The following is a 14,440-nucleotide window of genomic DNA, read 5'->3' on the forward strand; positions in this document are numbered from 1 at the left end:
CCTCCTAATGCAGTGTGCCCAGTATTTTACGGAACTGCAGGTGCCATACCATCCAGGCTGCTTCCCATACGATATGTCTGTTCATTTTGGATACACCGTTGATGCGCTCGGTAAAGACAATGGGAATCTCCTTGATGCGGAAACCCTTTGCCCAAGTACGAAAGTTCATCTCGATCTGGAAAGCATAGCCATCAGAGAGAATTTTGTCCAGGTTTATGCTTTCCAATACTTTGCGCCGGAAGCATTTGAATCCGGCAGTGGGATCTTTGATGGGCATGGATGTGATGATCCTGACATACTTTGAGGCAAAATAGCTGATCAACAGACGTTTGAAAGGCCAGTTGATGATGTTTACACCGTTTGAATACCGAGAGCCAATCACGAGGTCATATTTCTGCGCAGCTTCTATAAGGCGCGGGACATCGTCCGGATTGTGCGAAAAATCGGCATCCATCTCCATAATGTATTCAAAGCCGCTATCCAAAGCGTATTTAAAGCCGGTAACATAAGCTGAGCCCAATCCCATTTTTCTGGGTCTCTCAATCAAATGGATTCTGTTTTCCTGCTCCATCATCCGTTTCACTACCCCGGCAGTCCCATCCGGGCTATTGTCGTCCAGCACCAGGATTTCCAGATCCGGATTGTTCTTCAGCAATATGCCCAGCAGGCATTCGATGTTTTCTACTTCGTTGTAAGTGGGTATTATTACCAGAGTTTTCATTACTTATCCATATTATTCTTTAGCAGTTGGGATTCCGGCACATTGCGAAACGCCTTGGCGGGGTTGCCAACCATGATCTTGCCTGCTTCTACATCCCGGGTGACAACCGCTCCTGCAGCCACTGTGCCGTCTGTGGCGATGGTCTTTCCGGGAAGGATGGTGGCATTCACACCGATGCGGGCACCGCTTTTCATGGTGATGCCCTGGAAGTGTTTAAAGCGTTCTGGATCGCGAGCCATATAGTTATCATTACTGGTGGCAACGCAGGGCGCCACAAAACAGTAATCTTCAATCTTCGAATATGCGGTAATATAGGAGTTTGTCTCGAATTTGTTGCGAGAACCTATCTCAACATAGTTTTCGATGGTTACGTTGCGTCCGATGATGTTCAAATCGCCTATTTTCACATTTTCGCGAATGGTGACCATATCCGCTATCAGATTGCGTTCACCGATCTCACTTTGCACATATATCACCACATTCGCACCGATTTGACAATAGCTGCCGATCTTTGCCGGAGCCAGGTTTTCGGGAATCTTGAATATGCTGCGCGGAGAGGAAAGAGGTTTCTTGCCGATTATCACATTGTCATCGATGCGCACATTTGCTCCGATGACACTATTGGCGTGAATAACTACATTGTGGCCTATCAGGCAGTTATCGCCTATTGTCACGTTTTCCAGTATCACGCTGTTGAAACCGATCGTAACATCTTTTCCTAAGCTGGCACTGCAATCTATATGATGGTTCATATTACCTCCATTTCACTTGAGCAAGTTTTCTATAGACAAGGATTAAGGCAAGCAAAAAATGTGCATAGCAGTAGATAAGGAGTTTTTTTGCATGAAAGAGTGGATTGAAAAACACAGGCAATACCTGAAATTGGAGGGTAAAAGTCAGCATACTCTGGATGCCTATCAGAGCGATTTGGAACAGTTTGCCAGCTTCTTGCTGGAGTCCTTTCAACTGCAAAATCCAGCCGATATTCAAAAGCTCCACATCCGCGCCTTCCTGCAGTGGCTTTCCGGTTTGCCGGATTGCAACCGCAGCCTAGCTCGCAAACTTGCCTCCTTGAACTCATGGTTCAAATTTCTGAAATACCGGGGACTTAGAAGCGATAACCCGATGCGCGGGATTCGTAGGCCGAAGTTTGAGATTCCCCTGGCAAAGGTCTTCAGCGAAGAAGAGATGGAACTGCTCCTAAAAATACCAGATACTTCAGACATCTTCGGTATCAGAAACCTGGCAATGCTGGAGCTGCTCTACAGCTGCGGCCTGCGTTTGATGGAATTGGCAAATCTCAGCCTGGAGGATATCGACTTTCGCCGCCGGATAATCCGGGTAATGGGCAAGGGCAAAAAACAAAGAATGATTCCCGTGGGATCAAAGGCCTTTGACGCTTTGAAACAGTATCTGGAAAAGAGAAATATGCTGGTTTATGAATACAGCTCCAACCGCGTTTTTCTCACCAAATCCGGCAAGGATTTTGACCGGACGCAACTGAACAGAATTCTCTCCCGCTACCTGGATCTTATCGCACGGGATAAGGGCTACTCTCCGCACACTATCCGGCACTCCTTTGCCACTCATTTACTCTCCAGAGGTGCAGAATTGCGTGTCATTCAGGAAATGCTGGGGCATTCCAAACTCTCCACCACCGAGATCTACACTCACCTTACTCTGGAAGAGATCAAAGAAGCCTATGAAAAGGGGCATCCGCGCAGCAAGGAATAGTTAGTCCCTCCATTCCGATCTCCTCTTAAAGTGCTTTCCTCCCTCCTTGGACTCTCCTTTGTTGATCAAGATAAAACCGTTATCATCTAGTGTTCACTCGACAAGAACTCGATTATATCAGCTTCGACATAACTTTATCATCTGAAGATCAGCATACTATACTAGCGTCTTTTTGGTGCGTAGGGAAGATTTTCCTTTACAAAAGCTGAAGGATATTCAGCCTTGAGCAGAGCATAACTGCCCATGGCAAAGCACTGAGTAACAAAAAGATGGTGGGACAAAATGAAAGATAAACTGTATCTTATCGACGGTACGGCGCTATTGTATCGCGCCTACTTTGCTTTCATCCGCAATCCGCTGATAAACAGCAAACAGGAGAACACCTCTGCCATCTTTGGTGTATTGAATTCCTTCATCACCCTTGTGGACAAGATGGATGCCGCCTATGTGGCAATAGCGTTTGACCGTAAAGCAGCTACTTTTCGACATCAGGACTACAAAGATTACAAGGCAAACCGCCCCCCGATGCCGGATGATCTGCAGAGTCAGATAGAGCCGGTAATTGAGTTCTTCCGCCTCATCAAAGTGCCGCAGATCGGAGCAGACGGCTATGAGGCAGATGATGCTTTGGGCACTCTTGGAACGCATTTTCGGGATCGATTTGACATTGTGTACGTAACCAGCGACAAGGATTATTGCCAATTGGTGGATGAAGCGGGGGTGATGTATGATCCCATGAAAGACCACATAATGGATGCAGCAGCGGTGCTCGAAAAATATGGCGTACGACCGGATCAATTTGTGGATTATTTGGCCCTGGTAGGGGATAGCTCTGACAACATCCCGGGGGTACGAGGCATAGGACCTGTGGCTGCCACTAAGCTTTTGCAGCAGCATGAGAGTCTGGATGCGATCTATGCGGATTTGGACAAGGTAGAGCCGAAGTATCGCCAGAAATTGGAAGAGAACAAAGACAATGCCTACCTCTCGCAGCATTTGGCACGGATAGTACGGGATGCCAAGTTGGAAATACCTCGGGCGGAAGAACTCTCTTTTGATGCTGCCCGGCTTTCCGAATCCTTGCCGCTATTGAAACGCTACGAGATTAGCAGTTTACAGAAGAAGATAGAAGCGCGCATCCATGCCAATGAACCTGTACAAAGCATCAAAGAAGAGCAGGCCGACATCTTTACCAACCCGGTTCCGGATTCGCTTGCTCCTGAGATTGAGGCAGGTTCCAAAGCTCCCTTCGAAGTGCAATTAGTAACTGTGAACGATCTGGACAGTGTGCTAAAAGAGATCTCCGGAGTCGCAGTAGTCAGCCTGGATACGGAGACGGATTCTCTGGATGCCAGGGAGGCGAATCTGGTGGGGATTTCGCTTTGTACGCGGCCGGAGCGGGCATATTACCTGCCTCTGGGACATCAGATGGAGGATAATCTACCCTTGAAGGAGAGCTTGGAAGCACTGCACAAAGCGCTGAAAGGCAAAGAGATAATAGGACACAATCTCAAGTATGACTTCATGGTGCTGACGCGATATGGCTGGCAAATACCCATGAAATACTTCGATACCATGATTGCCGCATACATCCTAGATGCCGGTAGTTTCAGCTTTTCTTTGGATGAATGTGCGAAACAGGAACTGAATTATACCATGTTGCCGATCTCGGCTTTGATTGGTAGTGGCAAAAAGCAGATCAGCTTTGATCTTGTGTCTCAACATGATGCATGTTTTTATTCTGCGGAAGATGCTTGGGCGGCTTTTCGGCTGTATGAAATCTATAAGGATCGCATTGCAAAAAGCCCTGCCCGCGATGTGTTTTATCAGATGGATATACCGCTCTTGCCCGTACTGATGAAGATGGAAGATAATGGTGTAAGCATCGATGAGAGGATCCTGGCAGACATCTCGCACCATCTGAATGAGCAGATCAAGAGCCTCAGCGAGGAGCTTTATGAAGCAGCGGGTTACGAATTTAACCTGAATAGCACGCAACAGTTGGCAAAACTCTTGTTTGAAGATTTGGGGCTGCCTGCAAAGAAGAAGACCAAAAGCGGATATTCTACCGACAACAGCGTATTGGAAGCACTCTCGGAAGAATATGAGATCGCAGGCAAGATCATCGAATACAGGCAGCTGGTGAAGTTGGAAAGCACCTATGTAAGTACGTTGCCAAAGCTGGTGAATCCCAATTCCGGCCGCATTCATTCCTCCTTCAATCAGTGCGTGGCCTCCACCGGGAGATTGTCTTCCACCAACCCTAATCTGCAGAACATCCCGGTAAGGACCAAGATCGGTAGAGAGATACGCAAAGCCTTTGTTGCAGGGGACGATTCCAGCGTGATCCTGGCGGCGGATTACTCTCAGATAGAGCTTCGCCTTTTGGCATTGATGTCCGGAGACCAAATGCTGTTACAGGCTTTCAGGGACAATGTAGATATCCATCGCCAGACCGCTGCACAGATAGGCGGAATATCCGTAGATGCGGTGAGTTCCGAGCAGCGCCGGGCAGCAAAAACCATCAATTTTGGCCTCTTGTACGGTATGGGACAGAGGAAGCTGGCCAGTGAACTCAGCATCAGCGCGGCCGAGGCAAAAGCAATGATAGAGAGATATTTTGCCCAATTTCCTTCAATACGGGAGTACCGGGCGGCTTGCATTGCTCAAGCCAAGGCCGAAGGACAAGTGCGTACGCTCTTTGGCAGAGTGTTGGCTCTCCCTGGAATCTACAGTAAAAACCAGGGTATCCGAAGCGAAGCAGAACGGGTGGCGGTAAATATGCCCATCCAGGGAAGCGCCGCCGATATCATCAAACGAGCGATGCTAAGTATCCATGCTACAATACGGGATGATGAGCGCATAAAGATGATTATGCAGGTTCACGATGAGCTGGTCTTTGAGGTGCGCAAAGACTATGTGGAAGAGGCTATCAGCTTGGTACAGAAAGAGATGGAGGACGCTATGCCTTCAGATTATCGTAAGATCGTAAGGCTGGCGGTTGACACCGGAGTGGGCAAAAACTGGTTTGAAGCGCATTAGGATTGGTGTTTCAGACGCTCCAACAGATGTGATTTACGGCTGATTTTGAATAGCCAAAAGATCACAAACACAATCAGGAAAAGCCCTATAAAGCCAATCACAAAAACGAACCACGGCAGTTCCTTACGAAACTCCGCAGTCATAAACTCGTGAGAATTCCACATCTGAGCAGTATCGTATTTCCACAAGATGCTTTTGCCTTTCACATCCACGTTTTCCGGCAGGGCATTGGTATCCACTATCTCCCAGGGAACGTTCAGTTTATAAGTCCAGGTAAGCCCTTCTCCCGACATCTGGGTGAAGAAGCTTTCCAATTCATCATCATTATCCTGGCTGCCCAGAGCAATTCTGCGCTTGAAAGTGATGCGCCGCCCCGGCTCTTTGTTTAGAGTAATCTTGCCCCAAAAATCTGCAGCGCCCAACTGGTCATTTACATTGTTGAAGGATTCTATGTCTTGGAATTTGAAGACAATATCATATATCACGTTCTGACCCTGACGACTTACATCGTAGCTTACAAGGCTGATGCCCGGAAGATCTGCCTTGCGCAAAATCTCTTCCGTGTTCTCATAGGGTGAGCGGTTGATCAAGCATAGCTTTGCCTTGCCTGAGCCGTCTCGATGCAGCCAGAGCTCTTCTTCATAATGCACGCATCCAAATAGCGTAAATAATGCCAGAATGCATATTGCAAGCCGTTTCATTTGATATCCGTCCTCATATGGATTATATAATAACCTAAAAACAAATTATGCTACTTTTGGCAAGCTTTTTTTGAAGGCTATGCCAGTTAGCAGGATATAAGGCTGTGGCTCAGACCGATCCTGCGGTCAGATTCAGCTGTTAATAATACCTCAGCAGTATGTATAAGGTACTCAGGATTATGGAGCTTGAAGTAAAGATAACTCCGATTTTGGTGAATTCTTTGAAGCTGATGTGAAAGCCGTTGCGATTGGCAATGCCCGCCGCCACGATGTTCGCTGAAGCACCGATGAGTGTACCGTTTCCCCCCAGGCAAGTGCCCAGTGCCAAAGACCACCAGATGGGATGCATCACTTCGGGTTTTCCTATCAGGATGCCCAAACGTTCCAGCACCGGGATCATGGCTGCCACAAACGGTACGTTGTCGATAAACGCACTGAAGACCCCGGAGATCCACAGAATCAGCATCGATGTGGAGCGGGGTTCTCCTTTGCTGATCATCATCACTCCTTCCGCTATCATATTGATAAAGCCAGTCTCCACCAAAGATTCCACGATCATAAACAGTCCCATAAAGAAGAAGATGGTTACCCAATCCACATCGTCGGAAAGGATGTGTTCTACCTTCTTGCGGTCAGAAATCACCAGTAAAAAGAGTCCTGCGCTCATGGCAATGGTGGCGGTCTCAATATGTAATACTCCTTGCAGGGCAAAAGCTGTAAGCATCAGGACAAGCACGATCAGGCTAATCCGCAGCAGGGGCTTACTCTTAATCAGGTTCTTTTCGTTGTAACTCAATAGTTTGGCGCGGTCTTCATTGGTAACTTGCATGCCTTTGCGATACAGTAGCCAGATCAATCCCACGGAGAATATTGTGATTATAAGAACCGGTGGTGTGAGATTGAGCAGAAAATCCATGAAGTTGTAGTCCGTAGCAGAGCCGATCAGGATGTTGGGCGGGTCTCCGATCATTGTGGCAGCGCCACCGGCATTTGACCCAATCACCATGGTAATAATGAAGGGAATGGGGCTTATTTTCAGTTCACTGGCGATCAAAAGCACGATTGGTACCAGGATCATGATGGTGGTTACGCTACCCATGAAAGCAGAGATGAAGGTAGTAAGCAGATACATCAGAATCAGGATGGACAGTGGTCTGCCTTTTGCTATCTTGGCGATGCGGATGGCCATATACATAAAGAGTCCCGTCTGGCGCATCACAGATATCACCAGCATCATCCCAATCAGGAAGAAGATAACGTTCCAGTCGATGGCGGCAAAGGCAATCTCCTGATGCACGATACCAGTAAGTATTATTGCAAAACCGCCCATCAGTGCGGCCAGCATCTTGTTGATCCATTCTGTGATAATCAAGACGTATGTGATGGCGAAAATGGCTAGAGCGATAAGCATTAGAGTCATTTTGTTTTAGGCCTTGATTACTTTTCTAAAGATGTCCATGGCAGTTACCACCCCCTGCAGCTTGCCCTCTTCATCTACAACAGAATAGAAGCGTTTTTTATTGTGAATCATCTCAAATACTGCTTCGGGGATGGAGGTATCTGGGCTGAGATGCCGACCATCCGGTATCATCACATCTTTAACGCATAGGATGTCTTCCTGTTCAAACAACTTTTCCAGGGGCTCGTATGACCTCAGGAAGCTTACATCGTCCAGCATCATCAGATAATTCGGTACACCTACCTTAAGGAGGTTCAATATGCTGACTTCCCCAATATAGATATTGTTTTCATCTACTACGGGAACGTAGGATAGGTTACGGCTGCACAGAGCGTCGCTCAATTCGCTCAATAGAGCTTTTGGGTGTACTGTTACCATATCTGTAACCATGATATCGGATAGTGTAACCTCTTTTTTCAAAACAATCTCGGGGTCTTTGAAGAAATGAAGCACCTGTGCAGCATCATGAGCATTCATCAGGTTATCCATTTTCTGAGTGTCTTTGGAGATATTCAAGAGGTTTGCCACGATGTTCAGATACAGGTTAGACGAGCTTTTATCCGAGATGATGAGGCAGACCCAATGTACCTTTGTTTCCTCATAAATTAGCGGATTCTGCAGAAAAGCCATGCCAATCACGGTGTCATGAAAACCATCCATCCGGATGTGGGGGATGGCGATTCCTGTGGGATAAGCAGTGCTACTCTGTTCGTCCCGCTTCATAATCAGCTCGATTAATTTATCACCGCAGACAGGTAGTTGGTTGTACTTGGATATACGTTCTACCAGCATGCGATATATCTGTTCTCTGGAAAGAATCTGACTCTCATGCAGAATTGTCCTTGTATCCAAGAAATTTGAGAGATACATATTCCCTCCTATCTTTTCTTTTTACTGCGGCAGGTCACGATGGGCAGGATCATCTCTTCCATAGAGACACCACCATGCTGGAAAGTACCGTTGTATTGGCGTTGATACTGGTGATAGCTATTGGGATACACGAAATAGTAATCATCCTTGGCAAAGATAAAGTTGTCCACAATGCTCTTTGAAGGCAAGCCATAATCGGCAGGTTTCTTCACAAAGAGAGCGTGCCGATCATTAGCAGTGAGGTTCTTACCTTCTTTGTAACGAACGGTTACTGAAGTATCTTTATCGCCTATCACCTGGGTGGCGCGATTCACTTTGATGGAACCGTGATCTGTGGAGATGATTACGATGGCGTCTTGTTTGGCGATCAGTTTCAAGGCTTCATATAGCGATGAATGCAGGAACCAGTGTTTGGTGAAAGCTCTGAGGCCTTCTTCATGAGGTATGGCTTCCTGCAGGATTTGGTCGCGGGAACGGTGATGCGCCAAGAGATCCAGGAAGTTGTAAACCAGAACTATCAGGTTCTCTTTGCTCCAGGTTTCAATCTTGCGCAACACGAAATTACCTTCATCCATGTTGAATATCTTCACATATTTGGAGCTGGGATCCATCTGATAACCCAGTTCTGTGATATGCTCGTTCAGCAGTTGATGTTCATTGCGATTGCGGCTGTTGTCCATCTCCGACGAGTTTACCCAGTATTCTGGGAAGCGCTTGGCAATATCGATGGGAAGGAGTCCGCTGAAGATGGAGTTTCGGGAGTATGGCGTAGCAGTGGGCAAGATTGAGAAATACAGATCCAGCTCTTCCTCAAAAAGCTCCTGAACATAAGGCTGAATCGCCATATACTGATCCAGGCGCATGCAGTCGATGATTATAAAGTAGATCGGCACATTGGACTCAAAGTGAGGTGCCACATACTGCGATATAAGGTCAAAACTAAGGTTGGGACGCTCATCAGTCCTTAGCCAGTCTTTGTAGTTGCGTTCTACATAACTGGTGAATTCAGAATTGCAATTACGCTTTTCCAGAAAGTGGGTCTGACGCAGTCCATCATCGTTCACCTCATCAATACGCAATTCCCACTGTGCCATCTCGCGATATATCTCGCCCCATTCATTCCAATCGGGATTGGAGAACAGACGCTGATTCAGCTTTGCCATATATTGCGAGTATTGCTGACCTATCTCATTTGCCCTTATTTCATCGGCTTGGAATATCTTCTTTATTGCCATGATGATCTGAGAGGGATTGATGGGCTTGATCAGATAATCCGAGATCTGCGAGGCGATGGCTTTGTTCATCAAACCCTCTTCCTCGCTCTTGGTTACCATCACGATGGGCAGAGCATTGTTGATGCGTTTTATCTCCTGCAGCGTAGCCAGACCGTCCAGACCGGGCATCATCTCATCCAATATCACGAGGTCATATTTGTTTTCCACTACTTGCTCGATGGCGTCTGCCCCGTTGTTGCAGGTATCTACTGTATAATTCCGCTCTTCCAAAAAGAGCACGAATGGTTTCAAAAGATCGATCTCATCATCGACCCAGAGTATTTTCATCAATTTCATGCAGCTTACTCCTTGTTCGTTTGGATTTCCTGTTCAAAAGCGCGTTGGCGCTCTTTCACCAATTTCTTTACGGCTTCCAGGTCACTCTCCTGAAAGTAAAGAGCGAGCTTGAAATTCAGCTCACTTTTAGAGCAATTGAACCATGTTGTCATCTTCTCCAGATATTGATCTATAAACACTTTTTTGAGGTCCGAGTCGTCCTCTTTATCTTTCTTCTTCAGCTCTTTAATCTCGCTGCGAAGCTCATTTGTAGGTGTCTCTACAGCCTTCTGCATCCAGAGTTCCCGCTCGTCCCAATTAGCTTTTTGTACCATTGGTTTGATCAGTTGCAAGCGCTCAAAACCTATCTCTTTCACGCTTACCTCGTCCACATCCATCTCTTCCACATAGAGGTCGAAGGTTGAGGCCAATTTTCCCGCCAGAGACCCGGAAAGCTGATATTCCGCTTCCACAAAGTCCTTGAAGCTGTCATAACCCTTGAAGCGATATAGTTTGCTGCGCTTTATCTCACTCAATAGCTCGCCCAGAGCTACAAAGTTGTCTTCCAATTTCTCTTTAAGATTCGCGATTGCTGTAAATTTCTCGTCGGGACTCATATTTTCTGTTCTTTCGTTTGCCATGTCGTTTTCCTCACACTTAATCTATGGGATAGTAGCTGTGTTCGCGGGCGGGGAATAGCCCTTCCCGCACTTCCCGGCTGTAGTCCATAATGGCTTCGGGAATGCTTTTATTCAAGTTTGCATATTGTCTTACAAATTTCGCCTGCATTGTGCTGTAACCCAGCATGTCGTGATAGACCAAGACCTGGCCGTCACAATATCTTCCTGCTCCAATGCCGATGGTGGGGATATGCAGTGATTCGCTGATCTCTTTGCCCAAAAGCTCGGGGATTCCCTCCAGTACCAGCATAAAGGCTCCTGCTTCTTCCACGGCTTTAGCTTGCCTGAAGATCTCTTCGTGAGCCCTTTCGCTCTTGCCCTGAACCTTGAATCCACCAAATTTCAGCACGGATTGGGGAGTGAGTCCGATGTGGGCACATACGGGGATTTCCATGTCCACGATTTCCCTGATGGCATTCAGACGCGATGTATATCCGCCTTCCAGCTTCACTGCATTGGCTTCACCGTCACGCACCAAACGGGATGCGTTTAACCGGGTCTCACGGGAATCCAGATGATAGCTCATGTATGGCATATCCACGATGATATATTTATCCGGCGCTCCTCTGCGAACCGCCGCACTATGCGAGATCATGTCCTCCATCGTCACTTTCAGAGTGCTGTCATAACCCAATACCACCATCCCCAGGGAATCGCCTACCAGGATCACGTCGATATCGGTAGCTGCAACTACACGGCCTTCGGCAAAATTGTAGGCAGTGATCATCGTGATCTTCTGATGCTTCTGTTTCATAAGAGCAAAGCTTTGTGCGCTATTAGTCTTATTCGCCGGTGCTGTCATCGGTATTACCTTCTCTTTCATATATTTCCACCTCTTCCTGCCGGAGATTATCTCTGCTCTCCAGGTTGTCTGAGGCATATGTTCCTCTGTTTATAAACATGTCATAAATCACTTTGCCGTTTAGATACCAACCTACAAAACGGCCATGTAATACTCCATTGCGATAGTTCGCACTCATTTGCGGGCTACCGTCCGGATACCACAACAGGTTCAATCCGTTCTGCAAGCCGGTTTTGTATTCCACGGCCCTTTGCAGACTGCCTTCGGGATACAGTTCATAAGTCCAGCCTGAAAAGGGTACATCATTCTGGTACAAGAGATTGTCCTGGGTATGCAATTCCGAAAGCAAAACTGCATCCTCAGGCAAATCCCAATTCTTTACCATAAGATAATCCTCTGTCTGTACTTCAGCAGAGATGTTGACTATCAGGATGGTAAAGAAAAGAATAAAAATCAATCGCGAATACATGGTTCGCGTGCCTGCAAGCGACCTGGCATGAGATGTCACTTCTATAAATATGCTCTTATAAGGACACAATTTTGCCTCCAAAGGCTTAGTCAACCTTTTTCTTTGGGTGATGTGCTGTTTTCTATACAATATAAGCGTTTTACACTGTTTGTAAAGAGTTATCTATACCGTATCGCATCATTCCGATGCACGCTTCCGGAGGAACGGAAAGCTACGCTAGTCCACGTGCCTCGGCATGTCTTTTTCGCTGAATGTTCCGCTTCGCTTCACTGTTGAAGCGCCCCACGAAAACTTCGCATTTGCGCGAGGACCCCGGAAGCCCCACTAAACATTCGTGGTTGATCGGTGCTGCAGTTGAATACTCGCTTTACTCTCTGCTGATGGCGAGACGGCGATCAAGCCCCGTCAGGGGCGAGACAGATCACAGCGAGGGTGCGTAGCGATAGCAAAGCCCCTCGAAATGGGTGATATAACCACCATCGGAGCCCTTCATGGGCGACACAAAATCCGGAAGTCTGCAATCCTCATTATAGTCTTTCCTTCGTCTTGATATGAAGCAGATATCATCGGGTGATCATCGAGTGAACACTGCATGATAACGGCTTTATATCGGCTTCGGCACTGCTTGATGCATATTGGAGTGATCGAACGCATATAACGCAGATCACGCAGATTCAACTATTTAAGTGTCAGTGAAATCTGCACCCATACCGTATTGTAGCATTTCGATGCAACGTCTCTTTCATTCTCGGAGGAGCGGAATCCTCCGCTATAGTTCGGAGCTGCGGAATCCTCCATTTTTATCCCCATATCTCTGAAAACAGGTGGCATAAGCACCAATAGTGCTAACTATATATGGAGCATACAGGAAAGATTTGCCATGTGGCGAAGGTTCATTATATTGTTAATCGTAATTTAATAAATCCACAGGAGGATATAATGCCGATTCTCAATGATAAAGTAATAGACGAAGTGAAGAAAGCTTTGCAAAATATGAAGAATGAAGTGCGCTTGGTGCTTTTTACTCAAGCCTTTGAGTGCGCACACTGCCAGGAGACGCATCAATTACTGGAAGAGCTTTGCTCTGCCAATCCCTTATTGAATCTTGAAGTGCATCAGTTTGAAAGCGACAAAGAAGCGGTAGAGAAGTACGATGTGGACAAGATCCCTGCGATCGCAGTGATGGGAGAAAAGGATTACGGGATCAGGTTTTATGGCATCCCGGCGGGATATGAATTTTCATCGCTGCTCTCGGCGATCCTGATGGTATCCACTGGTATTACAAAGCTAAACAACGATACACGGAGCTTTTTGGACAATCTGGCCAAGCCTGTACACATGCAGGTATTTGTAACGCCCACATGTCCCTATTGTCCCAAAGCAGTTATCCTGGCGCATCAGATGGCATTTTACAGTGACAAGGTAAAGGCGGATATGGTGGAGATATCGGAATTTCCACACTTGGCTCAGAAATACAATGTTCAAGGTGTCCCCCGCACTTTGATCAATGAGAAATGGTTTCAGGAAGGTGCAGCTCCGGAACATATGATAGTGGCAAAGATCAAAGAGTCTCTGTAAGATTATGGAAGGTGCATGATGCCGGAATTGCCAGAAGTACAAACCGTTTTGGACGGACTGATATCTGTATTGAAGGATCGTACAATCACAGGCTTGGAATGCTACTATCCGGGTACAGTAATTCTGGATCCGGATCTGGGAGCCGATCCTTTCCCTGCAATTCTAAGTTCCGCGATCCGTAGAGGTAAGTATATGTTGCTAAATCTGGATAACGGTACTACGGCGATTGTGCATCTGCGGATGACAGGAAAACTGGTGTACGATACTAACGCCCATCAGCCACACAAGCACGAACGGGCGCGCATACTGCTTCAGGGCGGGGATGTTATACGCTTCATCGATCCGCGGACCTTTGGCAAGATAAGCCTGATCAAAAGCACAAATTTAAGATACTTTATGCCCGAACTGGGAGTAGAACCACTATCTGACGATTTTAGTGCAGATTATCTGCAAATGATGCTGGCAGAGCGCAATGCACCCATCAAAAACCTGCTCCTGGATCAGCGACTAGTCGCGGGTCTGGGAAACATCTATGTATGCGAGCTATTGTATATGGCCAGGGTGAGACCCCAACGCTCCGGGAAGTCCATCACAAAGAAGGAGCTGAAGCTGGTGGTCAAACACGGGAAGGCGGTCTTGGAAGAGGCACTGAAAGTGGGAGGAACCAGCATTTCGGATTATCGGCGGATTGATGATAAGACGGGGGAATTTCAGAACTATCTGCAAGTGTATCAAAAGAAGGAATGCCCCAAAGGACACAGGCTGGAAAACATACGACTGGGAGGGCGCTCCAGCTTCTACTGCCCCGTGTGCCAGAAATAGTTATTCCATAAA

General features: G+C 47.0%; 13 protein-coding genes. 4 read left to right on the top strand and 9 right to left on the bottom strand.

Annotation, left to right across the window (positions count from 1 at the left end):
- Window positions 1–4: 4 nt before the first annotated feature.
- Both PHF32_03935 and PHF32_03940 read right to left on the bottom strand, forming a co-directional pair.
- Window positions 5–721: a polyprenol monophosphomannose synthase gene (locus PHF32_03935; protein MDD4559877.1), complete on the bottom strand. Its 717-nt coding sequence runs from the start codon at window positions 719–721 to the stop codon at window positions 5–7.
- On the bottom strand, window positions 721–1,473 hold the full coding sequence (locus PHF32_03940) for an acyltransferase (protein ID MDD4559878.1): 753 nt from the start codon (window positions 1,471–1,473) through the stop codon (window positions 721–723). The genes PHF32_03935 and PHF32_03940 overlap by 1 nt, the downstream gene beginning before the upstream one ends.
- A gap of 91 nt (window positions 1,474–1,564) precedes the next feature.
- On the opposite strand from PHF32_03940, the gene PHF32_03945 reads away from it, so the two are divergent.
- Both PHF32_03945 and polA read left to right on the top strand, forming a co-directional pair.
- Window positions 1,565–2,455 (top strand): tyrosine-type recombinase/integrase, encoded by an 891-nt coding sequence (locus PHF32_03945; GenBank protein ID MDD4559879.1) that lies wholly within the window; start codon window positions 1,565–1,567, stop codon window positions 2,453–2,455.
- A gap of 282 nt (window positions 2,456–2,737) precedes the next feature.
- Window positions 2,738–5,497 (top strand): DNA polymerase I, encoded by a 2,760-nt coding sequence (polA, locus tag PHF32_03950; protein MDD4559880.1) that lies wholly within the window; start codon window positions 2,738–2,740, stop codon window positions 5,495–5,497.
- On the opposite strand, the gene PHF32_03955 is transcribed toward polA, so the two are convergent.
- From PHF32_03955 to PHF32_03985, 7 genes are all read right to left on the bottom strand, one after another.
- Window positions 5,494–6,198 (bottom strand): hypothetical protein, encoded by a 705-nt coding sequence (locus PHF32_03955; protein MDD4559881.1) that lies wholly within the window; start codon window positions 6,196–6,198, stop codon window positions 5,494–5,496. The two genes, polA and PHF32_03955, sit on opposite strands and share 4 nt — an antisense overlap.
- A 139-nt stretch (window positions 6,199–6,337) precedes the next feature.
- Complete coding sequence (locus PHF32_03960; GenBank protein MDD4559882.1) at window positions 6,338–7,618, bottom strand: ArsB/NhaD family transporter; 1,281 nt, start codon at window positions 7,616–7,618, stop codon at window positions 6,338–6,340.
- A 6-nt stretch (window positions 7,619–7,624) separates the two neighbouring features.
- Entirely contained in the window at window positions 7,625–8,527 is a 903-nt protein-coding gene (locus tag PHF32_03965; protein ID MDD4559883.1) for a PTS sugar transporter subunit IIA, read from the bottom strand.
- An 8-nt stretch (window positions 8,528–8,535) separates the two neighbouring features.
- Complete coding sequence (locus PHF32_03970) at window positions 8,536–10,098, bottom strand: bifunctional response regulator/alkaline phosphatase family protein (protein ID MDD4559884.1); 1,563 nt, start codon at window positions 10,096–10,098, stop codon at window positions 8,536–8,538.
- A gap of 5 nt (window positions 10,099–10,103) precedes the next feature.
- Window positions 10,104–10,718 (bottom strand): hypothetical protein, encoded by a 615-nt coding sequence (locus PHF32_03975; GenBank protein MDD4559885.1) that lies wholly within the window; start codon window positions 10,716–10,718, stop codon window positions 10,104–10,106.
- Between the two features lie 16 nt (window positions 10,719–10,734).
- Window positions 10,735–11,559: a 3-methyl-2-oxobutanoate hydroxymethyltransferase gene (gene panB, locus PHF32_03980; protein MDD4559886.1), complete on the bottom strand. Its 825-nt coding sequence runs from the start codon at window positions 11,557–11,559 to the stop codon at window positions 10,735–10,737.
- Window positions 11,540–12,097 carry a hypothetical protein gene (locus tag PHF32_03985; GenBank protein MDD4559887.1) on the bottom strand — a complete coding sequence of 186 codons (558 nt, stop codon included), beginning with the start codon at window positions 12,095–12,097 and terminating at the stop codon, window positions 11,540–11,542. The genes panB and PHF32_03985 overlap by 20 nt, the downstream gene beginning before the upstream one ends.
- Window positions 12,098–12,967: 870 nt before the next feature.
- Between PHF32_03985 and PHF32_03990 the strand changes: the two genes are divergently transcribed.
- Together PHF32_03990 and mutM are read left to right on the top strand one after the other, a co-directional pair.
- Window positions 12,968–13,606, top strand: coding sequence for a thioredoxin family protein (locus PHF32_03990; protein MDD4559888.1), 639 nt, complete (start codon window positions 12,968–12,970; stop codon window positions 13,604–13,606).
- A 15-nt stretch (window positions 13,607–13,621) separates the two neighbouring features.
- Window positions 13,622–14,428: a bifunctional DNA-formamidopyrimidine glycosylase/DNA-(apurinic or apyrimidinic site) lyase gene (gene mutM, locus PHF32_03995; GenBank protein MDD4559889.1), complete on the top strand. Its 807-nt coding sequence runs from the start codon at window positions 13,622–13,624 to the stop codon at window positions 14,426–14,428.
- Window positions 14,429–14,440 lie beyond the last annotated feature (12 nt).

This window comes from Candidatus Cloacimonadota bacterium, from assembly GCA_028706475.1.
Classification (GTDB): domain Bacteria; phylum Cloacimonadota; class Cloacimonadia; order Cloacimonadales; family Cloacimonadaceae; genus UBA5456.

Excerpts from the sequence above, each read along its gene's own strand:
- panB (MDD4559886.1), bottom strand. The coding sequence starts at position 11,559 with ATGACAGCACCGGCGAATAAGACTAATAGCGCACAAAGCTTTGCTCTT.
- PHF32_03975 (MDD4559885.1), bottom strand. The coding sequence starts at position 10,718 with ATGGCAAACGAAAGAACAGAAAATATGAGTCCCGACGAGAAATTTACA.
- PHF32_03955 (MDD4559881.1), bottom strand. The coding sequence starts at position 6,198 with ATGAAACGGCTTGCAATATGCATTCTGGCATTATTTACGCTATTTGGA.
- PHF32_03935 (MDD4559877.1), bottom strand. The coding sequence starts at position 721 with ATGAAAACTCTGGTAATAATACCCACTTACAACGAAGTAGAAAACATC.
- PHF32_03965 (MDD4559883.1), bottom strand. The coding sequence starts at position 8,527 with ATGTATCTCTCAAATTTCTTGGATACAAGGACAATTCTGCATGAGAGT.
- PHF32_03990 (MDD4559888.1), top strand. The coding sequence starts at position 12,968 with ATGCCGATTCTCAATGATAAAGTAATAGACGAAGTGAAGAAAGCTTTG.
- PHF32_03940 (MDD4559878.1), bottom strand. The coding sequence starts at position 1,473 with ATGAACCATCATATAGATTGCAGTGCCAGCTTAGGAAAAGATGTTACG.
- PHF32_03960 (MDD4559882.1), bottom strand. The coding sequence starts at position 7,618 with ATGACTCTAATGCTTATCGCTCTAGCCATTTTCGCCATCACATACGTC.
- PHF32_03945 (MDD4559879.1), top strand. The coding sequence starts at position 1,565 with ATGAAAGAGTGGATTGAAAAACACAGGCAATACCTGAAATTGGAGGGT.
- polA (MDD4559880.1), top strand. The coding sequence starts at position 2,738 with ATGAAAGATAAACTGTATCTTATCGACGGTACGGCGCTATTGTATCGC.
- mutM (MDD4559889.1), top strand. The coding sequence starts at position 13,622 with ATGATGCCGGAATTGCCAGAAGTACAAACCGTTTTGGACGGACTGATA.
- PHF32_03970 (MDD4559884.1), bottom strand. The coding sequence starts at position 10,098 with ATGAAATTGATGAAAATACTCTGGGTCGATGATGAGATCGATCTTTTG.